Origin of the sequence: Mucilaginibacter sp. RCC_168, assembly GCF_041355315.1 — a bacterium.
In the GTDB taxonomy this organism is placed as follows: Bacteria; Bacteroidota; Bacteroidia; order Sphingobacteriales; family Sphingobacteriaceae; genus Mucilaginibacter.
The window spans coordinates 84,435-107,406 of record NZ_JBFUPN010000024.1; the positions used below are offsets into that span (position 1 = coordinate 84,435).

The following is a 22,972-nucleotide window of genomic DNA, read 5'->3' on the forward strand; positions in this document are numbered from 1 at the left end:
TAAATTTTGAGTTTGAGTTTTTTAATTTTTAAGCGTGACAGGTAACTTCAGTAAGCAGGTTTCCGGGGGCGTTAAAATAAAAACCATAACTGCCACGTAAGTTACCCGGAGGGTTTTCTGCAAGGTATCCCCCTGCAAGTAAACGGTTATACATATCTATCACCTCTTCGTGGGTTTCAACAAAAAAGCCGATATGAAATGCATCAGGATATGCAGAGTTACCATTACGGTTAAAGCTATTGCCCATCAATACCAGGGTAAAGCCATCTGTGCCTTGTAAAACTGCCAATAAGTTATCGCCTTTGATTTCTACACATTTAAAACTAAAATATTGTTCAAAAAATTTGATGCAGGCAGCTACGTCGGTTACAGGCAGGTTAATATGGTTGAGTTTCATTTTCATATATCATAAGTGAATGTCATTTATTCAAAAAGTTTAATTTTTAAGGTTTAAGCGCTTTTAAAACCAGCTCTAATGTTTGCATCATCAGTTCTTCTGTAAGTTCAAATTTGTTATTTACGTAACTCTTACCCTGGTGATGGTACTTTATTAACTGATACAAAGGAGCAAAAGCGAGCGACCAGTAAACCTCAAAGGGAAGCGGTATCAATTGTTTACGTTTAATGGAGTTTTCCATAAACGGTCCTAAAACCGCACCAAAATTAACAGTAATCGCTTTGCTCACCTTTTCATAATAATGGGAATAACGCATAATTTCGATGAACTCCATTTCAGTCGGAAAACTGCTGAAATATTTCATTCGGTTTAACCATTGTATTTTAAGACCATCAGCGAAATCCATCTCCGGCGAAAAATCTTTGAAACTAAACTCCATCATTTTCCAGGCCACATCAATACAAAGCCGGGTGATCAGATCGTCCTTATCCTCATAATAAATATAGATAGTAGCCGGTGATACAGCTGCGGCTTTTGCCAGTTTACTTATACTAAAGCCGTCGAGCCCATTGTTAACTATCAGTTCAATGGCCTTCTGGCGTATCAGCTGTTCTTTATTTTCGTCGCGTGGTCTCATATTATCATTACAAATATAAGTGAACGTTCATTCATTTAAAAATAATTTTCACTTTTTCATATCTCATTGACCGGGTATACACTTACAGATCAATGAAAAATTATTAAAAAAAACAAAAACATTTCTCCCTTTAAATTGTAGTACGAATTAGTTTGCTTTTTATTCAAATAGTAACAAAATAATACCTACTTTAGCATTATCATACTAAATGTTAATAATTATGGAAAAATTAATAATATTAAGAATGTTCTTTTGTTTTCCACTATTCGGAATACTTCTGCCAGATGCGGGTATTTTAATCTCCAATGGCTCAAGTCATATCCCTCTGATTCATTTTATTATTGAAACATTCTCCATTTTTTGCATCCTGATTTGCAGCGCGATTATTTTTTATAATAAAAGACGAGATCAAAACCATACCGATAAAACAAACGAGGCATCATATTCCTAAAACTTAATACTCGGTACTTATAAGGTTAATATCTACCCGGATTATATTGCTTAAAAAATAGATTATGGGGTTTTTATGCCCCAAATTTTATTCCCTGGTTCCATAAAACTATCATTTTGCGAAAATTAGAGTGCTTTTATTTTCGGTATGGCCTTTGTTATACCTCTATTGGTTGCTGAAAATATCACCCAGTATTCATAAATGAAAAAATTCTTACTTTTTATCCTGCTTCCTTTAAGCACGTTTGCCCAAACAGCAAGTACTTATATACAAAATGGAAATGCCCGGGCTAATTCAAAAGATTACAATGCCGCCATTCAGGAATTTACCAAAGCCATACAGCTCAGCGAAAATAACAGCGATGCTTATTTTTATCGCGCGAACGCTTATGGCAATCTTAAAAATTATGAAGCTGCAATTGCCGACTACGTCAAAACTATAAGTCTCAAGTCAAATTTTGCCACGGCATATTATTATAAAGCTAACGCTGAAAGCAGCATTGGCGTTTACCACAATGCCATTGATGATTTTAACAAAGCTATTGCCCTTGAGCCCCAGAATGCCAAAATGTACCAATACCGCGGCAGTGCAAAATCAAACATTCAGGATTATACGGGAGCCATTGCGGATTTCTCCTTTGCCTTAAAACTTAGTCCAAATAATGCTGAGTTATATGAATACAGGGGCCTGGCTAAAAATAATAAGGGGGATTTTACCGGCGCTATTGACGATTATAACTCAGCTATAAAGTTAAACCCTCAAAAAGGCGACTTATACCGATACCGGGCCGATACAAAAGCAAGCATTAACGATTATAACGGAGCTGTAACCGACTATACCACAGCGTTAACTTTTAACCCTCAAAATGCCGAAGCGTATTTTTACCGGGCAAATACCAAAGGGAATCTGGGTGATTATAAAGGCGCGGTTGATGATTATAAAAAAGCTGCTGCCCTAAACCCTAATCTTAAAAATTTGTTCTTCTACCTGGCTAGTGCCGAAAATAACATGGGCGATAGTAAAGGGGCACTTGATTATTTTAACAAAGCTATTAGCCAGTACCCCAATAGGGCCGATGTGTATTTATACCGCGGATTGGTAAAAAGCAATTTGAAAGATTATAAAAGTGCTATAAATGATCTGAATCATTCCATATCACTTGACCCTAAAAACCCGGATGCTTACCAAAATCGTTCGGCTGTTAAACTTGAACTCAATGATGGTGAGGGAGCCAAATCGGATGCAGACAGTGCGATTATATTAAACCCCAAAAGTTTAAAGGCTTATATAAGTCGCAGCAAGGCAAAAATGGCTTTAAAAGATACTGCTGGTGTTATAGCCGATCTTACTCAGGCCATCAATATTAATAATAAAAGCGACGAAGCCTATTTAGTGCGCGGCGATGCTTACCGTAACCTGGGTAACAGGCAAGCCGCTATTCGCGATTATACTACAGCCATACAGGTAAACCCTAATTATACTTACGCCTATTTAAACCGTGGTATCGAAAAGGACAAAACAAATGACCCGGCCGGAGCGGTAAAGGACTTTGAAAAACTTTTAACCCTTTCACCGCGGCGCCAGGATGTTTATATGCGCCTGGGCAGAGTAACCGATTTTTTTAAATACACCACAAAAGGTGTATCACTTTTCACAACAGCTATTAGCTTAAACCCGGCAAACTCCAACTTTTATCTTTTCAGGGGCGAAGCAAAGGCCGCCGCCGGTGATATACAAGGCGCCATGGCCGATTATGATGCCGGTATTGTTAAAAACCCTAAAAACATTGCCATTCTGTTAAAACGTGGCCTTAACCGTGCCGACTTCCAGGATAATACCGGTGCATTAGCCGACTTTAGCACCGCCATAAAAATTGATTCGACTTCTGATTCATCAGCAGTGGTATATCAAAACCGCGGACACATCCAGGCCAGGTTAAAAAACTATAAGGCCGCCCTGGCCGATCTGGATAAAGCGGTAGCCATTTATTCAAACGACGAAACGTTCCTATTCAGAGGTGATGTTAAATTAGCCATGAAAGACTATGCAGGGGCTGCCGACGATTTTCATAACGCTACCTATATTAATAACAGGAATGCCAAAGCTTATGCACATAGCAGCATAGCCAAAAGCAAATTAGGTGATGAACAGGGCTCGACTGATGACTTTGATAACGCCTTAAAATTTGGCGAAGGCGCTTATGTTTACACCGATTTGGCCGAGCTGAAACTGAGTCTTAATGATGCACAGGGCGCTCTTGCTGATTGCTTTACGGCCATCACCCTAAATGCCAAATATGCAGGGGCCTATTTGCAAATGGGACTTACCAAAATCGCGCTTAATCAAAAACCAGAAGCCTGTACCAATTTCAACAAAGCTGTTGAACTGGGTTTAAAAAAGGCCGCGGTAATAGCCAGCCGTTATTGTCGGTAAAAATTTAAGAAAACACAGAAAAGCCATCCTGTAACAAGATGGCCTTTTTATTTCAAATTTTTTAAAATGTTAAATTATCCTGCTTTTTTATCCAGATGTAATTGATCACGCAATTCTTTGATCTCCATTTCATAGGCACGCATACGGGCATGTAAAATATCTACTTCCGTCCGCATCATCTGGATCTCGGTGATCAGTTTGGCCGATTCTGGTTTATCAATTTTCTTTTCACCGGTTCCTAAAATAAGCCACTCTGGTGAGTATTTCAATTGAAAGCAAAGCTTACGGATCAAATAATAACTGATATCCTGTTTTTGATTGATCACTTTACTGATAAAGCCCTGATCAACCCCAATAGCACCCGCAAGCCCCAGCTGCCCTCCGTGCTCCTTCACAATTACTTTTAACCGTTTTATTATTGCTTCGTCAGACATATGCAACTGCAATAATAAACAATTTGTTTATTTGGCAAATATTTATTTACTTTTTTGCCCTCAGTACCTATTTATACGCAACAGAGGTGTCAATAATTATCACTCCCCTATTCTTTGCAGTAATTCATTAAGCTGATTACAATATACCTGCATATTGATTTGGCCGCGGTTATAGTCGGCAGATATTTTCTTAAATTGATTACCTATTTTGCTTTGGGTTGAATTATGAACCATCGCTTTATTTAGCCTGCTAAGTTTTTGTTGCAAACTTTGCATCAGCAATAGCGGCTGCACATTGTTGGCTTGCTTTAAAAGCATTCTTTGTTTCCGGCGCTGCAATTTATCAAATCTTAAAATCAGATAAACCACTCCCGAACCGATGACCAGAAAAAGATAAAAGAAATTCATTTCACCCCCTACATTGATATATCACGTATTAATACGACATTTTTAATGAATGGGTTACTATTAGTCGGAATAATTATGAGCATGTTTTTACTTTCCGATTTAAAAAGCGGTACTTTGTAGTGTATAATAGTTGCGAATAAAATATAACACAGCTCAAACAACGTATACGATCATGAAACCAGGAGATAAGGTAATTTGCATAAATGACAGGATCGATCCTGAAAAAAGCGAAGAAATAAGAAGGGATTTTGAGATCTGGATAACCAAAGATAAAGAATATACCATTCGTGAAATATTAGATAATAATGGCATAGTAACCGGTGTATTATTGGAAGAGGTGCACAATTTTCCAAAATTCTTTAAGCTGATCAATCGTTTTCAGGAGCCTGCTTTCGCTCAATGGCGTTTCCGTAAACTGAATTATGCCAGCCAACCCGCCGAGGCGCTAAGCGAGGTTAATGAATTGGTAGAAACGGAACAAGCCGAAAAACAGCAGGTCAGGGTTAAATAACAGATTACTCTTACAACATCTGTTAAATACAATTCACACATCTTGTTAAAGTTAAAAGCGCCAAAGGCAGCCATAATAGCTACTTTTAACGCTTTTATTAAATATGAATAAAATTCCATTTGGCATAATAGAATGCTCAAAAACTTTAATCATAGATCCTGGCGGCCTCTGTTTCTACCAGCTGGGTTAGTATAGTTTTTAAAACCGACTCGCGAGCCCACTGCTGTTCAATAGTGGCAGCATCGTTTTGGTACCATTTCAATGGGGCATTTATTTCAATGCGTGCTTTGTAAACAAAGTTTTTAGTTGGGTGCATTTTACTACCCTCATAACTGTTCAACCCCTCGCCTTTTATAATTTTGGCAAACTCGCGTGCCTTAATATCAACCTGCAGGCATTCATCGAGCGAGTTTTTATAATCCTGTTTGTCCTCCAGCCAAAGCGTAAGAGTTTCATCATTCAGATCGTGATCTGCTATGGCAATCCGGCTATAATCATAATCTACAGATATGATAAGCCACCATAATTGGTCTTTTAGTTTTTGCGCAATTTTTATCATGGTATTGTTTTTAATTTATGAATAAGGTGTGTTTTTTGTTAGATGGCGTACTATCTGAAAGTTGGAGTCCACCCCGGTAGGTGTTTCTGTATAGCAGCTATTTCTTTACTATACTTTGAACAGGTTTCTATATACGCGCGGTATCGTATTAACTGTTCATGGTTGGAAATAGGGTTGGCATTTTGCTGATTGTGGTCATCTTGCTTTTGAAAGGCGGAATAGGCTATATACATGTTTAAAAATTTATTTACATTTTGAGCATTCTTTGAAGTTGATTTTTATTATTACAGTTTTCTGTAACATACATTCTTTAATTTCTGTATTAAATATATTTGCAATTGAAAAAAAATGTAGTACTTTAGTAAAATCAACACAACAAACATACAGAATAATCTTTATTAAATTAAAGAATAATCTTTAAAAAGTTATCAACATGGACGATACCCCAAAAGTCAGTAAGATCAAAACTATTCGCCCGGAAACCCTGGAGTTTATTATACTTTATAATCAGCTTAAAGGAAAAGCATTTATGGGAAACGCTCAATTATCCGAAACCCTTGGCTTTAATTCACCCAGCTCGATTACTGAAATAATAAAGAGCAGGCAGAATATAGATCCAGAAAAGCTCAGAATTTTTAAAGAAACCTATAGCGAATTTATTACAGGTGCAAAAACAGGCCTTATTCAAGAAAAAAACACAGATAAAAAAACAGAAGAAGGCATTCCCATGTATGAGATCTCGGCTACCGCCTCGGGGGTTGAGGTTTATAATGACATCAATGATTCCATGCCGGTTGGCCGGATGAATTTTCCAGGAATTGAGGATTGCGACTTTGCGCTGCCGGTTTGGGGCCACTCGATGTATCCTTACCTTGAAAATGGTTGCTGGGTAGCACTAAAAGTAATACATGACAAAAAAATACTCCCGGGCGAGGTATACTACATTGAATGGGGCGAATATCGTATGTATAAAAGGCTGCTGGCCGGCGATAATCCGGAAGAAGTAGTTGCCCATTCTGATAATACCACAGAAATGATAGGAAACCGGCTCAAATACGGCCCTTTTATCATTAAAATAGCAGATATTAAAAAACTGTGTCTTGTAAAAGACATTCATAAAAAGCACAATCATTAATATTTTGATACCATAAGCCCAGCCCACAAGGGCTTATGGTATTTTATGTAATGCAATTAAACAAGCGGCTTGTTCCCCTGCTCAATCCGAAAGATCATGCAATCTATATCAGCTTTTATACTTTCAAGAATCTCTCCTAAATCAGTTTTAGACAGATCATTCCTAAATTCATCGCGTTTAGTATTATCGATATATTGCAGGTACGTAGTGATCATAAGGTTATGCTTCTTATCCAAACGCGCACCATCATACGCAATTGTTTTAAATAACACTTCTAAATGGGTGTGATAATTACGTTTGGTTAATTGCTCAACATTCTCCGACTCTCGTTTAAGCCATTTTAAAAATTCAACAAGGGTCATATGCTATATATTTTAAAAGATTATTCGCCGTTTGATAGTAAATATATAAACAAAGAGAAAACTATCATGCATTCAACTGTAGGGATTTATTGTATTATGTTGAGCCCGCTATAAAACTCTGTACATTAAAATACAAAATTGTTATTTTTGAACTATAAGTAGCTGTAAAACAAACCATAAGAACCCATTAGTTTAAACTATCACAATTGACATGCTCGCTAAAGCCCTACATTTCATTGATTGCTCATTTAGCGTTGGCAGTAAACTACAGAATATTGCATTTTACACAATATTACTGTTTATGATATGGGTTATTATTGTGCAGCTAAAAACCAAGCAACGCAAACATTACAAATAAACAAAACTCAGCCCAATTTATATCTTCTTTAGATAGCCCAAGTGGAGAGGCAAATTGCGGGTATGGCACACCCATGAGGCTGACCTGGACTTTAGCAGAACTGGGTTAAGGTTTTACTGTTATAAAAACGACTTTAAATTTCTTATGCTACATAAACCTGGTATTTCTCACTCAGAAAACAAGTTTATTCGACTTGTAAGCCCTATAAAAAACACAACCCGCTTCTTTTTTATTAATCAGGAGGCAAAAATTAAATACTTTTCAACATTTGTTCGATTTATCAACATCGCGGTAATAAGTAACATATAATACTCATATATTTATTTTAATAAACTACTGAGAGCCCCTGCTCCGGTCACCTAAATTATAAAACTGACGAAGATGGAACCTGTAATGATGTTTGTAATTGCCGCTATTATTGCTGCTATAGTTTTAGTTGTATTCAATAACCAACAGGAAAGTAAGATAACTAATCACCTGTATACTAATGATGTACAACAAATCTACCTGCTTACCGCTGCTGAATTTAAAATTAACGTTTTAGAGAATCGGCAACAGTTAAATAACACTACTGTTGACCTGAACACAGCTGCCCCCAATATCACCGCAGAATTAGATTTACTTACCACCGCACTTGAAAGTGGCGAAATACCGCTTAACGAATTAAACTTAAGGCTTGATTATTTATTGGACGCACTTAATATCAATAGCTCATCTATGGTTCAGGCCTATTAGTTTCGAAGCCCGTATAATAAAATCACGACGCATAAAAAAAGCCGGAAAATCCGGCTTATATCAAAAAAGAATATCTTTTAGCTTGTTACTTAATTACGTTTAAAGCTGCCTTTACCCGTGCTATTGCCCCCGGCGTTAAAGCCCGGACCTTTGTCTTCCGCAATGTTAACCGTAATCCGGCGACCATAATAACTTGCACCATTCATGCATCTTATAGCCTCTTTCGCCTCATTATCGTTAACCATTTCTACAAAGCCAAAACCCCTACTCTCTTTTGTTTCGCGATCCTTAATGATCCTGAGCGATTTAACCGGCCCAAAATCACCAAAAACTGCTGTTAATTCGGCCTCATCTACTTCTAAAGGAAGCCCTGCTATAAATACTTTCATTAATCTCCTTAAAATTTCTGTAAAGGTACTAAAAATAGGGCATATTTTGGTCAGAAATATAAAGCATAGGAGATATGTTAGTCTTTTTTACCTTTAAATTACGCAACAAAAATTATTTAAGGCTTATTGAAAAATCGGGCTGTTAATTACGGAGAGTTAAATTATTTAAACTGAAGTTCAAAACTGCCTTCAACCTTGTAAAAAGGCGAATTAACCTTGTCATCCTTGGCTAAAAAGGTAAAGAAAGATCCTTTTGCTATAAGATTATCGTTATTATACCTTTCAATACTAATTTTTCCGGAATCATCTTTGCCACCGTACTTGGTTAAGGTATACTGCAATACTGGATTTTTTTCATCCAATTTGAAAAGAAACTGACTGCCTGCTACTTTGCTGGTTGTATTGGCTTCTGCAAAGCCAACGGAGCTGATGCCAAAACTCATGGTATGAGCCTTGTTGATAGCTGTAATACCGAAATATTTACTATCACCGTTATGCACACTAATAAAAGCTACAGAGTCTGTAGCCGCATCAAACGTATAAGTAGAATCTTCAATTGTGATCTTTAGTGTTCCTTTACCGGCCAAAAAGTTACCAGGGCCGTTGGTAACACTCATGGTGGATGCGCTATCGGCAGCTGCGATTGACTTATTGGCATCCATACCCTTTACATTCTCATCTTTCTGGCATGACGAAACAGTCACCGAGATGAGCAAAAGCATAGAAAATAACCATTTAGTAAACCGAATACTGTTCATAGGCTAATAGATGCTTAAAATTAATAATAAATAGTTTAAATTTCATCAGTTTGATAGCCTTAAGCAAAAATTTAACATTTTTTTACAATTAATCACCATTATTATTAACCTCATAAAAAATATGGTATTTGTGCATCTATAAAAAAGACAATCACAAAATAATATCTCTAAAATACCTCGCCCACATTAATGAACAAGCCCCTGGAACCTTCCCGGCCGAAACCATAATCAATAGCAATGTTCGTTTTGGACACTTTATTGAGTTTGATCCGTAAACCAGGGCCAAAGCCGGGCTGTATACTTTGTAATCCTGAGCCTGGAGTAGCTGAGAAAGATTGCGCATTGACGAAGGCCACACCGCCTAATAACCCATTGCGCGTAATCTTAAAACGATACTCACTCTCCAGATAAATCATTTGCGCTCCTCTGAACCTTCCCTGGATATATCCACGGCCGGTTGTGTTGCCGGCGTCGTAACCGGTGGCGGGCAGATCAAGATAAGCCGGGCGGCCATTCAAGATCAGCCAATCGTATGACCAGAAAGCCAACACGTTATCAGATTCCTGCGGAAATTTATAGTACCTCCGTACGTCGATAATGAGCGAACGCCATGGGTTGGTACTGCCTAAAAAGGAATAATTATCGCGGTATTGCAAAGAAGCGTAAAAGCCGCGTGAGGCGTTGATGGAGTTATCGCGACTATCAAACAGCGCGTTAAAAGTTATGCCTGTGGAAATGGAACGGGCAATGGGTCCGTATCGTTCATAATCGGAAACACCGCCATTGATTTGCCCCCGTTCAGACATATTCCATCGGTTATCGAAAATATACCCCAGACCTGCATAAAAATTGCCAGAAATTTGTTTTAGTACTGTTTCTGAAAACCTGAAAAAGGAATAATCAAGCGGATTTTCATTAGCCAGATTGGAATTGGTTCCTAAACCATAGGTACTTTGCGGATATTTATAAAATCTGAAATCGCCAACAAAATTGTACTTATTGTTCTTTGTCCAGATACTGGATAACAGGGGTATCAGTATCTGTTTTTTTTGAGTATAGGCTGGATTGATGGTAATGGTAGAGATACGGGTATTGGGAGCCGTACGGAAAACCACATTACCCGATAGGGTACCAGCCAGATTTGTTTGCAAGGTATATCCTATGGCCGGTACAATGGAGAACACCGGTTTGGTAGTCACCGAATCGGCTTTGCTGTCCTTGTAATTTTTATCAAATATGGATTTGATAACGTCAAAAATATCCTTTTCAAAAGTAGTATCAGGATGAACAACCATTAAGGTATCTTTATATTTGGGATGCCCCAGTGGAATATACCGCTTATCCTGTGCACATACTTTTTCGTTGCCGAAAAAGAAAACTGCCAAAGTAAAAATAAGAACAGGTATTTTTTGTATGCGCATTATGATAGTACCCGGGTATATAAATGGTTATCGGGTGCAATAATAAAAATAATAAGCCAAAAGGTTGTTTTTATAAACTAATTTGACGGGCATCACACAAAGTTTATAGCTAAATTTTGTGCTGAAGTTTTGTGTTTTGCAAAGTGTGGAGTAGATAAACCACTTTCAAAAATTAACAAGCTGCCAATCAAATCATTGCGATAAATTACCAAAAAAATTAGCATTTTATATTTTTATTTCCGATATTTGTTAGTGATTATTCCAGTCGTCATTCATGTCATATTTTTTGGGTCGAAGATTTTTGAAGGAATGAGCAAAGATTAAATAGCAACATGTTTGCACAGTTCGGGAATCCCACCTCTTTGTTTCAAAATCTTTGCTCTAAAAATCCTTGCTCTTATTTCAAAATCCCTGTTCAACAATTCAAACATTAATCTATGAAAATTCATGCCTATTATTCAAAATCAGCGGCAGTATTAGCCAACCGTATTGATCAGTACTTTAAACACATTGAAGGATCATCCCCTATCGAACAAAAAACAGTCCACAGGAAAACTACTACTACAAAAGCACAAAAGATGTTGAACCGCGAACCGGAAGCCGCCACCATAGCAGGTATGGCGCTGTTCCTTGGCTTTAGCAGCAAGCAGGAATTTGAAGCTTATGAGGATAGCGGCAAGCATGCCCGTGTATTAAAACGCGGACGCCTGCGGTTAGAAGCTGCCTATGAATCGCGTTTATATCAAACACCAACCGGAGTTATATTCGCGCTTAAAACACTGGGATGGAATGACAAACCGGAGGTACAAAAACCAGTTTCAAAAACCGGTAATACCCTCAAAGTGGAGATCCTAAATACAGGCCCCTTACCCGCTGGTAGCGAAAAGGAAGTAATGCTTTGAGTAGAGCAAGGATTTTTGGAGCAAAGAGCAAGGACAGGAAAAGTAAGAATAAAGCAAAATGAAGAGCAGGATACTAAAGAAAGTATTGAAGCATTCCATTCTTTATCCTTAATTCGAAATCCCAATCCATATATCAAATGTCTTTACTCCTTGTTCTAAAAATCCTTGCTCCAAAATCAAATATATTTTGATTTAACTAATTTTCTTAGTATATTTGAATTCATTTATGCCAAATGGCACTTTAAACATAAAGCTCTTTACCACTCAGGCAAAGGGTTTCCATACCAAATTCTTAACTTAAATACATCATGCTGAATGATATTAATGCGCCCCCATTTAACGGTTTGGGAGGATCGGTCCTTTTTGGGCAAAACTATTTCTCCAATGCACAGGTGATCGTTACCCTATCCGTTTTATGTGATGTATGCTGCCAAACAACTGGGCGAGCGTTATGGCGGTAACCTGGCCGCTTATGTACCATTTAAAACCATGAACAATCCTACCTTGCTTGCCCGCTGGGTAACTGATTTTACAGAGCCTGCCTACTCCAACGGCTACCCTTTTGATATCGGTTTTATTTACAGCGAAGATCTGTTAGGCTTACAACTATATGCAGAGCTCACTTTACTGGATATTAACCGCAACCCGCTTGCCGGCGGACAGCAAACAAGCTATCTACTTAATGAAGATGGCTCCTGGTTACTGAACGAGGACGGCAGTTCATTTATCATCGCCGATCAGACCCAGGTAAACACACCTTTGGCTGCTCAACTGGGGCTTAATCGTCTGCACATCAACGGCAACTTCCCGCGGGAGGCTTTTTATATGAATCTTGATCTCAAATATAACGACGAGCAGAACGTTAACCATACCGTTACCCAAACTCAAACCATCAGGATAGATGATGCTGTTGATGATAACTCCGTTTACCTGCGCTGGATAGGTTTGAGCGGCAGTTGGGAATACTATCGTTTTGTTTTTAATCAGGAGGTAAGTCTGGACGTACAGAATGCTGTGATCATTAAAAATTTTGTAAGCGACTGGGAAAACCAGGAAGGCATTGAACAGGTGATCAGCAAAACAGCCGGGCAAAAAATGAAGGTGATGGCTGAAGACCTTTCGGTTAATGACATCAAGGGTTTACAGTCTATCAAATACTCGCCCAAAGTACAGATGTTGGTGAACAAAAATCCGGTAAAATGGCAAACCATTGTGATCAATACCGCAACCTATAGCGAGTATGAAACCCGCAATGGCCAAGCACCATTCAGCGTAACGTTCAACATGCCGTCAATTAATATACAAACGCAGTAGGGTTATTTCGGATTTGGGATGTTCGATTTCGGATTTCTTAACCATGATTTACCTGATTAGGGGATTAAAGGATTTCATATCAAACAGGAATCATGAAAATCCTTCAATCTCATAAATCAAGGTTCAGAAATTCCAATATCCCAATCAAAAATAAATCCAAAATCCAACATCCCAATTCCGAAATCAAAATGAACCAATTACAACTATATCTCAACAATCAACTGGTTGATCTGAGTGATGATAGCCCTATCGCGCTCACCTTCCAGATCAATAACCTGGCAGAGGTAAAAAATCAGCAGGGCAATACCAGTAACCAGTTTAAGCTGCTCCTTACACAGCGTAACCGGCAGATATTGGGCTTCCCGGATGATGTGGCCTTCACCACCAACCTGCCTTATGATAATTACGAAGCCCGGATCATACAGGATGGACTGGAGATCGTGCCCTCGGCCATTGCCCAGCTTAACCTTATTGAACAGGATACAGCCAGCGTCACCGTGCTCAGCGGCAATGTTGATCTTTTCGACGCGCTGGACGTAAAAATTTATGACATGGGCGATACCACTACCGAGATAGGCAAGCAAAACGCATTTGGGCCATATCAGCATACGTGGGATCTGAATACGGTTGCGCATTCACAAAACAACACCAACGGCTATATATGGCCCGTGATTGATTATGGCCGGATAGCTACCGACTTTTCAAATAACCCTCAAATCGATGTGCGTTATCAACGACCAGGCTTTTTCCTGAAAACAGCTATCGAACTATTCGCACAAACGGCGGGTTATAAGATCGATCAAAGCTCGTTCCTGTTGAGGCAAGCCATGTATGATAAACTCATTGTACAGTTTGCCAATGACAACTTTGAGCATGGTACGGATTATCAAAACTCCACGGCCCTTGGTGTAAACGCGTCATTAGGTAATGATTTAAATGTTTCACATCCCGATACCCGAAACAATACCGGCACCGTTGTTTTTAAAAACATCCTTAACAGCGATCCAAATTACCAGGCATCAGCAGGCAGGTATGTAGCGAAGGCTGTTACGAAAGTTACTATCACGGTAAAAATACCTTCTTTTTACTTCTACGGGAAATTTGTTGGCGACTATGCCTCTAACCTGGATATCAATATCATTTACACCGACCCGGTAAATGGTGTTCAACTTCCATTAGCTACCCATAATTTTGATCTGAAAGACAATATCGTTATCGATAAACAATCGGGGTTCTTCAATCTTTACGCCTATAAAAACACTACGGATCCGGTAACGCTCTCGGCTGACGCGGATTTACCCATTGGCGGGCAGCTGCATATTGGTTATGAATTTAAGGGCTACACCGGTTCGCGGTTTAGCATGCCCGGCACTACGGAGCTAACCATTAAGGCTGATGGTCAGGATATTTTATTTGGACAGGATATCCAGTGCGAGCGCATTTTCCCGGATATTACTCAGAAAGATCTGTTGAAGGACACCCTGCAGCGTTTCGGCATCATTTGCCAAACTAACAATACCACGCGCACCGTTACATTTTCGTCCTTCCGTGATATTGTGAGTAATATACCTGTGGCTACCAACTGGACAAGCAAATGTGTTGACCAGGGTAAAACCGTATCCTTTCAGCTGGGTAATTATGCACAGGTAAACACCATGACCTATAAGGAGGATGATGCCATTTTGCCCAAAAACTTTGGCAACGCCCAGATCAATGTGGCCGATAAAACCCTGCCATTAACTACAGCTCTGTTCGAGAGCCAGTTTGCCCCTACCCTTAACCGGCCATACATTGGTGGCAATATGGCGCAAATATTAAAGATAGATACCTTGCAGGATGCCGATGCCGTTGATTTCAGCATCAATACCCAGCCACGTTTACTGATCGATCAAAAGATCGACCTGCGTCAGCAAAACGGTACCCCATCAGTTACCTTTACCGATGGTAGTAATCGTATTACCGTGAATGATGTAATATCCGTACCCTATTTTTATAAACCTGGCGGCGAGCACAGCCTGTTGTGGGAAGATCTGCGCATTGCCTACTACCCCGAACTGGAAAAAATACTGCAGCAAACCAAAAAAGTGGTGCGCTACTTTCTGCTCAGTCCGCGCGATATCCTGGAGCTCAATCTTCTTATCCCCGTTTACCTGGAACAGGATGGCTGCTATTACTACATCAACAAAATTGACAGTTGGCGCAGCGGGCAGCCTGCTAAGGTAGAGCTGGTAAAACTGGGTTAAGAGAACAAGCCGTGTGTGATTTCCTCTACCGAGTCTTCTCCATAAAAGAAAATAATATAAAAACTTGTACTTTCCTCATATGTAATCTTCAATATGTCTTCGCGTTTGATGAGGTTCTCGTTTATAAAGCGGGTAAGTGTTTTATGCGAACTAAAAGAATCAGATTTTAAGATGATCATATGGTTGATTTTTTTTGAAGAAGATGATGAGCCTGCTATTTTGTTACGGGTTTTGGCAAAAGAGTCTTCTAATATATTATCCGCAAGTTTAATAATTATTTGCAATTGAATATTCTATTGCTTATTTTTACTAAAATATTTAGCAATACCTTAAACTATATCATTACATGAAGCTTTCAAGATTACTTTTTCCTTCTTTCTTTCTTTTAGGGTGCAACACAACACCGCCGCCCGCTAAAATAGTTGAAATTGATAATAGACCATTTGAGGAACAATCACTAATTAGAAAATTCCAGCTTGCAGACTCACTTTACGATGAGTTCGAAACAAATGAAATTAAGAAAACTGAAACTTATGAGAAGCAAAAAACTTCACTAATAAAATTCATCACTGATAGTCTACATGATGAAGCTAAACAATGGCATGCCATTGTTCATGAAATTAGTGTCAAACATTGGCCTGCTGATTTTATAGAGGTCACGTTGCTTATTCCTAAGGGGATAATGCCAGACAAAGATGAAAAATATCCAGAATATAGTAGTATAGTATTATCCTCAGGAATACCACTTAATGAAAAATCTTCAGTTAAAAACTCATTACGAGAATTATCAAAAGGTGATAATGTTTTAGTAAGTGGCTCATTTCAAAAAAGTGAAGCTGGAGATATTGATTTTGCCGCTTATACCGACGTTTTAAGCCATGACGGGGATATATTTACTAACCCAAAACTTGAATTTGATATCAAAAACATAGTTAAACAAAACCACAAATAACTGATGATATTTAAAAATCAAATAAGGATTTAAAAGACAAAAAAATAACAAAAGCCGAATATTACGGCCATGATTAGAAAAGACAAAAAAACGCCCGTTGTTCGTAGAGTTCTGTGCTGTCCGAATGTCTCTGACTTCGGACAACTATGCCTGTAGTTTACAACTACCCGCACAGTCAGGTGTCTTAGCTTGAATGCAGCCTTACATGAGCGTCAACGCTCATGTACTTAATTTTGATTTATTTGATATTGATGAGCGTCTGTTCTCATCAGTATATCGGTTCAAACGGAGGATATTCGAACTGCTGGGGAGTTATTCTCCACAACTTTACTTATTATTTGCAATTGAATATTCTATTGTTTTTTTTACTAAAATATTTAGTAACCAAATCTATCATGACCGAATCACAAACTCCAGGGGCTCATAATTCCCTCAGCACACATCAGAAAAATAACAGAAAAGGCAATGCCAAAGCCTGGATAATTGGAGCATGTGCTATTACAATAGCGATAATTGGATATTTGAACTTCAATTATATAACAATAGGATATGCTTATCTATTCCAGTGTCCACATTTTGATAAGGGTGATAAAGTATACGTATCCCAAAGCTATTTTGACAACAAACGGGTTAATGCATTAGGTACATTACGTTTAATAAGACCAATAACCAGTCAGGATATAGGCCCCTTAGGCTTAACTGACAAGGAAGTTAATGATATAAAATTATCCGATGCAACTTCGTTAAAACCCTATGTGCTTCCACTCACAGAAGTATTTGACTTAGATGAAGTAAAAAAACAGAAATCCGGATACATAGGCACGTTCATCAAATCGAGCCTTGTTTATATAGAAGTCCTTGACGGAAAATATATGTTAGGTATTGCGTACGTTATAGAACCCAATAAAAAGGTATTTACACAATATCCAAATGATTATGAGCATAAATATGGGATTCCTAAAAACTATACGTTCGCTAATAAGGATATCTACCTTGACCCACTATTGATATCAAACGCTGAGCTTTCAAATTTCAGGTAAGTTATAAGTACACATTTCTACTTTCTATCTGCTGTAAGAATTTTTCTCACATAAATATATGCCAAATGGAATTTAAAACATAAAAATATGGATAATCAAAAAATTAACGTTGATATTAATATCAATACCGACTCATTAAGAGAAATACCCCAGTATAAAGCGGCCTTTGACAGTTTACAGTCTTCCATCAATAATCTCAATAAAGAGATCTTGAAGTATAATAATCAAAACAAGGAAACCGTAAGCTGGGGGGCAAAAATTAAAAATACAATAAAGGATATTAATGACGCATTTAATACATCTAAAGAATTCATTAGTATTGCAACCGAAAGTCTTAAGGGCTGGCAGGGAATTTTATCAGCTACTTTTACCATCATCACTACTTATGGGCCGCAGATACTGGATTTTTTAAGCAACATGTTCCAGTCCGAAAAAACAAAGCGGGCGGCGCAGGCTTTGAAAGACTATAAGGAGGTCATGGAATCCTATATCGACAACGTATCAGGCGAAATCTCAAAAGTAGACATGCTGGTAAATATCATAAATAATAAAAATTCCTCGCATGAGTTACAAATTGAAGCGATAAAACAACTCAATGAATTATCACCTAAATATTTAGAAAATCTTACTCTCGAAAACATAAAAACCAAAGAAGGTAAACGGCTATTGGACGAATATATTAACTCCCTTAACCGCAGGGCCATGGAAGAGGCCGTACAGGATAAAAGAACTGAATATGTAAAACAACGTATGGCTTTGAAGGAGGATTACGCAGAAGCAAAAGCAGATAGGGATGCCTATAAAAGCGGTAAAAAAAAGGACGAAGGTATTTCGCGATTTACCTATCGCCCGGGCTCAGATACTGGTGGGGCGTATCGTGAAAGCAGTTTGAGAGATAAGGCATATGCGAGATTCAAAGATGTTGCAGAAAAAGATAAGGCTATATTAAGCCAAATAGCAAAGTTGGACAGTGAACTGGCCGAATCACTCCTCAACTTTGCCCCTAAAGCCAACTTAAATCCTAAACATGATAAAACCTATTGGGAAGCCGAGTTGGCAAACCAACAAAAAGCATTAAATAAACTGGAAGCCGGAACAAAGGGTTTTGAGACCAAAGCAAAGCCAATCATCAAACGTATCAGAGCTATCAATAAAATGTTAAGCAATTATTCGGTTAATGACGTCAGGGAAACTGAAAAGAAGAATCATGTGCAAAAATCGACTACTGATAATGAAAAAGCTTATACCGATTTTCTGACAAAACAACTCCTGCAAACTACCGATGCTTTTAATAAGAAGTTAGAACAAGATCATGCCAATTATAATACCGAGCAAATTGATTTGAAAGCACAACTGGATAACAAATTAATAAGCCAAGAGCAATATCAGCAACAGAGTGAACAGTTGCAGCAAAAATTCCATATCGATATTGGCGAAATGGTTACCCAATTCAACAAAGATGATCTTGCTAAAGCCCAACAGCTACAAAAAGACCTGGTTGATGCCCAACAGCAAAAGGGAGTTATAGATAAAGATCAGAAAAACGTTGATAAAGCCATCCTCCCCGGCCAAAAACTGGATGCCGAAAAACAACTGATCACCGATAAGTATAATTATGAAATAAAATTGGCGGCCGGCAACACGGAACAAATAATAGAGCTGGAAACTCAAAAACAGGAAGCTCTTACCCAGCTAACCAAGCAATATGAGCAACAACGTAATGAGTTCATTCAACAAGCGGCTCAACAGGTTTCCAACGCGGCATTTTCCATTCTTCAAAACAATATCAAAAATCAAAGTGATGCCAAGATAAAAGGGCTGGAAAAAGACAAAGCCGCCGAGTTAAGCAACAAAAGCCTCACCAGTACCCAACGCCAGGCCATCGAAGCCAAATATCAAAAGCAGGAAGCCGCCGAAAAGGTAAAAGCCTTTAAATCGGAGCAAAAATCATCTATATTACAGGCAGTTATCAATGGCGCATTGGCAGTTACCAAGGCTACTTCGCAAGCGGGTATGCTGGCTGCATTTGTTATCCCAGGTATTATTGCTTCCACAGCTATACAGGTAGCCACCATTGCGGCCCAAAAACCACCGCAATATGCCAAAGGCGGTCTGCATTACCAGTCGGACGGGCGAGGTGCTTTGCTGCCCGGTTATAGTCGTACCGATAACACCAACGCCTACCTGCGTTCGGGCGAGGCGATTGTGGTGTCCGAAGCTATGCGCAATCCCTGGGCACGTAACCTGGTAAGCGCCATCAATGTGGCGCACGGCGGCAGGGATTTCTCGATGCCCAATACAAGCAGGGGTTATGCCATAGGCGGTATATTTACCGATGGTGGCAATGCCAACCGTTACTACAATCAGCCGGTTAATGATGTTAAAGAGCTGACCAACACCCTGGCCTACCAGATGATCAACAACTTCCCCCCTGTTTATGTAGATGTAAAAGACATCAACAATCAGCAAAACATCCTGGCCCAAACGGTAAACAGGGTGAATCTGTAGCCTTCGGCTTTAATTCAAAAGTTAAAATTCAAAAGTTAAAACTTTTGTTGCTGGCAATACAAGTATGCCAAATTTCATATCAATCATTGCCTTTTGCCTTTTGCCTTTTGCCTTTTGCCTTTTGCCTTTTGCCTTTTGCCTTTTGCCTTTTGCCTTTTGCCTTTTGATCTCTTGCCTTTTGACTTTTGACTTTTGACCTCTTTCCCATGAATATCCAACTTGCAAACACGCTGTTTGATGAAGGCGTATTTACGGCCATGTACAAGGCCGGTTTCATCACCACCAAAATATTTACCTATCGCGAAATTTACCTATGGGTTGATGCCCAGATGCAAACACGCGGAATCAGCAAAAACCAGGCTGTACTGGAAGCCGAAGTCAAGTTCGGCAAAGATGAACGCACTATTTGGCGGGCGCTGAATTGCTTTTCGGAATAATTCTGAACCATGATTTGTAGGATTTATTGATTAACTTGATTACCGATATCCTAATCCATCAGTTCTAACATCAAGAAAATCAAGGTTTAGATAGCTACTGACAAACTACTGCCACCACACTACTCAATAATTGTCCCGATCTTTGAATATCAAATTAGTCTGAACCGGAATTCATGGAATTAAAGAGTTCACAGAACTTCACTAAAATTCGATCAATTCAAACAATTCGTTTAATTCGAGTTCAGACAATCACCCACTGACAAAACACTGTCACCATCCAAATAAAAATTAATAACGACCTTTGAATTATGCCATTCAACATATTAAACACATAAGCAAACCTGCTTCACATTTAATAGCCGGCACGACTCAAAAGCTACTGTCTGAACCTGAATTCCAGGAATTAAAGAATTTACAGAATTCCAATACAATTCGATCAGTTCAAGCAGTTCGTTTAATTCGGGTTCAGACAATCTCCATACTCAAATCTCACATCAAATATCTCAACAAATGAGCTACAAAATTTATTTACATGATACCGAAACCGACTGTATAGGTTCGGGCGCCTTATCCTCGGCTTATATCAAGCAGCAACTGGAAGCTGCCGCCGGCGCCGATGTAGAAGTACACATCAGTTCGGTAGGCGGCAGCGCCTTTGACGCCATCGCCATCTATGATCTGCTAAAAAAATATCCCGGTAAGGTAATTACATATATCGATGCGCTGGCCGCCTCGGCAGCTTCGGTTGTGGCAATGGGTGGACAGCAGGTGGTGATGAGCAAGTATGCCCTGCTCATGATCCACAAGCCCATGGTAGGCTCGGGTGGTAATGCCGACGAACTTTTAAAAGATGTACAGATGCTCAACGTGGTACAATCGCGCCTGGCACAGATCTACATGGATAAATCGGGGCTGGATGGGCTTACCATCAACAGCCTCATCAATTCTGTTACATGGATGACTGCCGACCAGGCCCTTGATCTTGGTTTTATCGATAGCATTGATGATTACAATTCGCCTATTACTAACAGTGCCCTCATTCAAAAATACACCGATACCGCCCCCGCGGTTTACCAGCGATGCATTAACAAAAATCTGTTTACACCGGCAAAAGCTATAATATCCTTACCACGATGATGAAGCTCAGTAAAAACGGTATTGCCATTATTAAAAACTTTGAGGGCCTGGTACTGCACGCTTATAAAGATATTGGCGGAATATGGACAATTGGATACGGATCAACAAGGTATCAGAATAGCGATGCTATAAAACCAGGCGATAAACTCAGTAACGAGGCACAAGCCAATTCACTATTGCTGAATACACTCAACCAGTACGAAACAGCTGTTAATAGCTATGTACTTGTTCCACTTACGCAAAATCAATACGATGCTCTTGTTTCGTTCACTTATAATTTGGGGACAAATGCCTTATTACACTCTACTCTATTAAAAAAGCTGAATGAAAAAGATTATGCTACGGCTGCCAATTGGTTTGCGCCCTGGAATAAAGTTACTGATCCTAAAACCGGCAAAAAAATAGTAAACGACGCATTAACAAAAAGACGCGCTAAGGAAAGCGCTTTATTCAAACAACCATGACAACTATAGAACATCGCGAAATCAAGGGTATCACCCTTAAAAATATTTTGGTGACTGTCGTCAGCACGGTCAGTATAGTTATGTCTGTTATGACAACCTATTTCCAATTGAAAAGTGATATAAAAGACGTTCGTTCAACGCAAGAGACGCAATCTCGTGTCAACGAAATAAGATTAAAGGTTTTAGAGGGTCAGGTGGCCATATTACAACAAGATGTAAACAAACTTAAAGAAAATAAAAAACCATGAGCTTAAACACATTTTTAAAAAAGATCTGGAATCAGATCGAAGTCCTTTTTGGTGGACTTTCCTCAGAAATAAAGGCAGCACTGCAGATTGGGATTACGATAACGGAAAATATTAAAAACTTTGTCGACTCCCCTATTGTAGATATCTTGACTTCCATTATACCAGGAAATATTGATGATGTGATCAAAGATAAACTGCGGGCATCTTTACCTGTTCTTTTAACTGAATTGAAACTGGTAGAAAGTTCTTTAAGTCTAACCCAGCCCGATCTCATTGTAAAAGCTGCAATCGCAATTATACAAACTATGGACAAAAACATTAAACCGGGAATTCTTCACCAGCTTTCTATACTCATGGCACAAGTTGCAGCGGATGGAAAGTTAAGCTGGAGTGATGGCGTACTTTTATCACAATGGTATTATGAACATAAGTTCAAAACGGTTGAGGAATAAGAATACGATTAATGTTTTGAGGTGTGCCCAGGAGCGGATTCGAACCGCCACATCCTTACGAATGCCACCCCCTCAAGATGGTGCGTCTACCAATTTCGCCACCTGGGCTCTTTACTAAAAGATAGTAGCCTTAAATAATTACTTAAGGCTACTCAATCAAATCAGGCGTGCCCGAAGAGAGACTCGAACTCTCAAGAGACAATTCTCAACGGCTTCTGAGACCGCAACGTTTACCAATTTCGCCATCCGGGCTTATCGTTTTGATACTTCAAGCTCACCATAAAGTG

At 38.9% G+C, this 22,972-nt stretch carries 25 protein-coding genes and 2 tRNA genes; 15 read left to right on the plus strand and 12 right to left on the minus strand.

The features are described from left to right. Positions 1-28 precede the first annotated feature (28 nt). Entirely contained in the window at positions 29-397 is a 369-nt protein-coding gene (locus AB6735_RS21900; RefSeq protein WP_370998209.1) for a VOC family protein, read from the minus strand. Positions 398-443: 46 nt separating this feature from the next. Further along, positions 444-1,034: a TetR/AcrR family transcriptional regulator gene (locus tag AB6735_RS21905; RefSeq protein ID WP_370998210.1), complete on the minus strand. Its 591-nt coding sequence runs from the start codon at positions 1,032-1,034 to the stop codon at positions 444-446. 652 nt (positions 1,035-1,686) lie between these two features. Here AB6735_RS21905 and AB6735_RS21910 point away from each other — a divergent pair. Further along, positions 1,687-3,918 carry a tetratricopeptide repeat protein gene (locus AB6735_RS21910; RefSeq protein ID WP_370998211.1) on the plus strand — a complete coding sequence of 744 codons (2,232 nt, stop codon included), beginning with the start codon at positions 1,687-1,689 and terminating at the stop codon, positions 3,916-3,918. Positions 3,919-3,992: 74 nt separating this feature from the next. Here AB6735_RS21910 and AB6735_RS21915 read toward each other — a convergent pair whose 3' ends face one another. Then, positions 3,993-4,352 (minus strand): hypothetical protein, encoded by a 360-nt coding sequence (locus tag AB6735_RS21915; RefSeq protein WP_370998212.1) that lies wholly within the window; start codon positions 4,350-4,352, stop codon positions 3,993-3,995. Positions 4,353-4,451: 99 nt separating this feature from the next. Next, positions 4,452-4,760 (minus strand): hypothetical protein, encoded by a 309-nt coding sequence (locus AB6735_RS21920; RefSeq protein WP_370998213.1) that lies wholly within the window; start codon positions 4,758-4,760, stop codon positions 4,452-4,454. 172 nt (positions 4,761-4,932) lie between these two features. Here AB6735_RS21920 and AB6735_RS21925 point away from each other — a divergent pair, with 172 nt between their 5' ends. After that, the gene (locus AB6735_RS21925; RefSeq protein WP_370998214.1) at positions 4,933-5,271 is read left to right on the plus strand and encodes a hypothetical protein; all 339 of its coding nucleotides are present in this window, start codon (positions 4,933-4,935) and stop codon (positions 5,269-5,271) included. 145 nt (positions 5,272-5,416) lie between these two features. On the opposite strand, the gene AB6735_RS21930 is transcribed toward AB6735_RS21925, so the two are convergent. Next, complete coding sequence (locus tag AB6735_RS21930; protein WP_370998215.1) at positions 5,417-5,830, minus strand: hypothetical protein; 414 nt, start codon at positions 5,828-5,830, stop codon at positions 5,417-5,419. Positions 5,831-6,263: 433 nt separating this feature from the next. Between AB6735_RS21930 and AB6735_RS21935 the strand changes: the two genes are divergently transcribed. Further along, positions 6,264-6,965, plus strand: a complete 702-nt coding sequence (locus AB6735_RS21935; RefSeq protein WP_370998216.1) for a helix-turn-helix transcriptional regulator — start codon at positions 6,264-6,266, stop codon at positions 6,963-6,965. 56 nt (positions 6,966-7,021) lie between these two features. Here AB6735_RS21935 and AB6735_RS21940 read toward each other — a convergent pair whose 3' ends face one another. Next, positions 7,022-7,327 carry a hypothetical protein gene (locus AB6735_RS21940; RefSeq protein ID WP_370998217.1) on the minus strand — a complete coding sequence of 102 codons (306 nt, stop codon included), beginning with the start codon at positions 7,325-7,327 and terminating at the stop codon, positions 7,022-7,024. Positions 7,328-8,066: 739 nt separating this feature from the next. On the opposite strand from AB6735_RS21940, the gene AB6735_RS21945 reads away from it, so the two are divergent. Then, positions 8,067-8,420: a hypothetical protein gene (locus tag AB6735_RS21945; protein WP_370998218.1), complete on the plus strand. Its 354-nt coding sequence runs from the start codon at positions 8,067-8,069 to the stop codon at positions 8,418-8,420. Positions 8,421-8,509: 89 nt separating this feature from the next. Here AB6735_RS21945 and AB6735_RS21950 read toward each other — a convergent pair whose 3' ends face one another. From AB6735_RS21950 to AB6735_RS21960, 3 genes are all read right to left on the minus strand, one after another. Continuing rightward, positions 8,510-8,809, minus strand: coding sequence for an RNA recognition motif domain-containing protein (locus tag AB6735_RS21950; RefSeq protein WP_370998219.1), 300 nt, complete (start codon positions 8,807-8,809; stop codon positions 8,510-8,512). 161 nt (positions 8,810-8,970) lie between these two features. Further along, entirely contained in the window at positions 8,971-9,567 is a 597-nt protein-coding gene (locus tag AB6735_RS21955) for a hypothetical protein (RefSeq protein ID WP_370998220.1), read from the minus strand. 167 nt (positions 9,568-9,734) lie between these two features. Beyond that, positions 9,735-10,988: a hypothetical protein gene (locus AB6735_RS21960; RefSeq protein ID WP_370998221.1), complete on the minus strand. Its 1,254-nt coding sequence runs from the start codon at positions 10,986-10,988 to the stop codon at positions 9,735-9,737. 437 nt (positions 10,989-11,425) lie between these two features. Here AB6735_RS21960 and AB6735_RS21965 point away from each other — a divergent pair, with 437 nt between their 5' ends. From AB6735_RS21965 to AB6735_RS21975, 3 genes are all read left to right on the plus strand, one after another. Then, positions 11,426-11,890 carry a terminase small subunit gene (locus AB6735_RS21965; protein ID WP_370998222.1) on the plus strand — a complete coding sequence of 155 codons (465 nt, stop codon included), beginning with the start codon at positions 11,426-11,428 and terminating at the stop codon, positions 11,888-11,890. A 420-nt stretch (positions 11,891-12,310) separates the two neighbouring features. Beyond that, positions 12,311-13,204, plus strand: a complete 894-nt coding sequence (locus tag AB6735_RS21970) for a hypothetical protein (RefSeq protein ID WP_370998224.1) — start codon at positions 12,311-12,313, stop codon at positions 13,202-13,204. A 188-nt stretch (positions 13,205-13,392) separates the two neighbouring features. Next, complete coding sequence (locus tag AB6735_RS21975; protein WP_370998225.1) at positions 13,393-15,447, plus strand: hypothetical protein; 2,055 nt, start codon at positions 13,393-13,395, stop codon at positions 15,445-15,447. On the opposite strand, the gene AB6735_RS21980 is transcribed toward AB6735_RS21975, so the two are convergent. Beyond that, positions 15,444-15,626 carry a hypothetical protein gene (locus tag AB6735_RS21980; protein ID WP_370998226.1) on the minus strand — a complete coding sequence of 61 codons (183 nt, stop codon included), beginning with the start codon at positions 15,624-15,626 and terminating at the stop codon, positions 15,444-15,446. The genes AB6735_RS21975 and AB6735_RS21980 overlap by 4 nt on opposite strands. A gap of 167 nt (positions 15,627-15,793) precedes the next feature. On the opposite strand from AB6735_RS21980, the gene AB6735_RS21985 reads away from it, so the two are divergent. From AB6735_RS21985 to AB6735_RS22020, 8 genes are all read left to right on the plus strand, one after another. Beyond that, positions 15,794-16,399: a hypothetical protein gene (locus tag AB6735_RS21985; RefSeq protein WP_370998227.1), complete on the plus strand. Its 606-nt coding sequence runs from the start codon at positions 15,794-15,796 to the stop codon at positions 16,397-16,399. A gap of 395 nt (positions 16,400-16,794) precedes the next feature. Beyond that, positions 16,795-17,439, plus strand: a complete 645-nt coding sequence (locus tag AB6735_RS21990) for a hypothetical protein (protein WP_370998228.1) — start codon at positions 16,795-16,797, stop codon at positions 17,437-17,439. Between the two features lie 87 nt (positions 17,440-17,526). Further along, the gene (locus tag AB6735_RS21995; RefSeq protein WP_370998229.1) at positions 17,527-19,947 is read left to right on the plus strand and encodes a hypothetical protein; all 2,421 of its coding nucleotides are present in this window, start codon (positions 17,527-17,529) and stop codon (positions 19,945-19,947) included. 206 nt (positions 19,948-20,153) lie between these two features. Further along, on the plus strand, positions 20,154-20,384 hold the full coding sequence (locus AB6735_RS22000; protein WP_370998230.1) for a hypothetical protein: 231 nt from the start codon (positions 20,154-20,156) through the stop codon (positions 20,382-20,384). 510 nt (positions 20,385-20,894) lie between these two features. After that, a complete protein-coding gene (locus tag AB6735_RS22005; RefSeq protein ID WP_370998231.1) occupies positions 20,895-21,521 on the plus strand; it encodes a head maturation protease, ClpP-related in 627 nt (208 codons plus the stop codon). Then, on the plus strand, positions 21,518-21,985 hold the full coding sequence (locus AB6735_RS22010; RefSeq protein ID WP_370998232.1) for a lysozyme: 468 nt from the start codon (positions 21,518-21,520) through the stop codon (positions 21,983-21,985). The genes AB6735_RS22005 and AB6735_RS22010 overlap by 4 nt, the downstream gene beginning before the upstream one ends. Next, entirely contained in the window at positions 21,982-22,233 is a 252-nt protein-coding gene (locus AB6735_RS22015) for a hypothetical protein (protein ID WP_370998233.1), read from the plus strand. Before AB6735_RS22010 ends, AB6735_RS22015 begins: the two co-directional genes overlap by 4 nt. Beyond that, positions 22,230-22,685 (plus strand): hypothetical protein, encoded by a 456-nt coding sequence (locus AB6735_RS22020; RefSeq protein ID WP_370998234.1) that lies wholly within the window; start codon positions 22,230-22,232, stop codon positions 22,683-22,685. Before AB6735_RS22015 ends, AB6735_RS22020 begins: the two co-directional genes overlap by 4 nt. 24 nt (positions 22,686-22,709) lie before the next feature. On the opposite strand, the gene AB6735_RS22025 is transcribed toward AB6735_RS22020, so the two are convergent. Further along, positions 22,710-22,793 (minus strand) — tRNA-Leu (locus tag AB6735_RS22025). A 60-nt stretch (positions 22,794-22,853) separates the two neighbouring features. Further along, positions 22,854-22,937 (minus strand) — tRNA-Leu (locus tag AB6735_RS22030). Between the last annotated feature and the right edge of the window lie 35 nt (positions 22,938-22,972).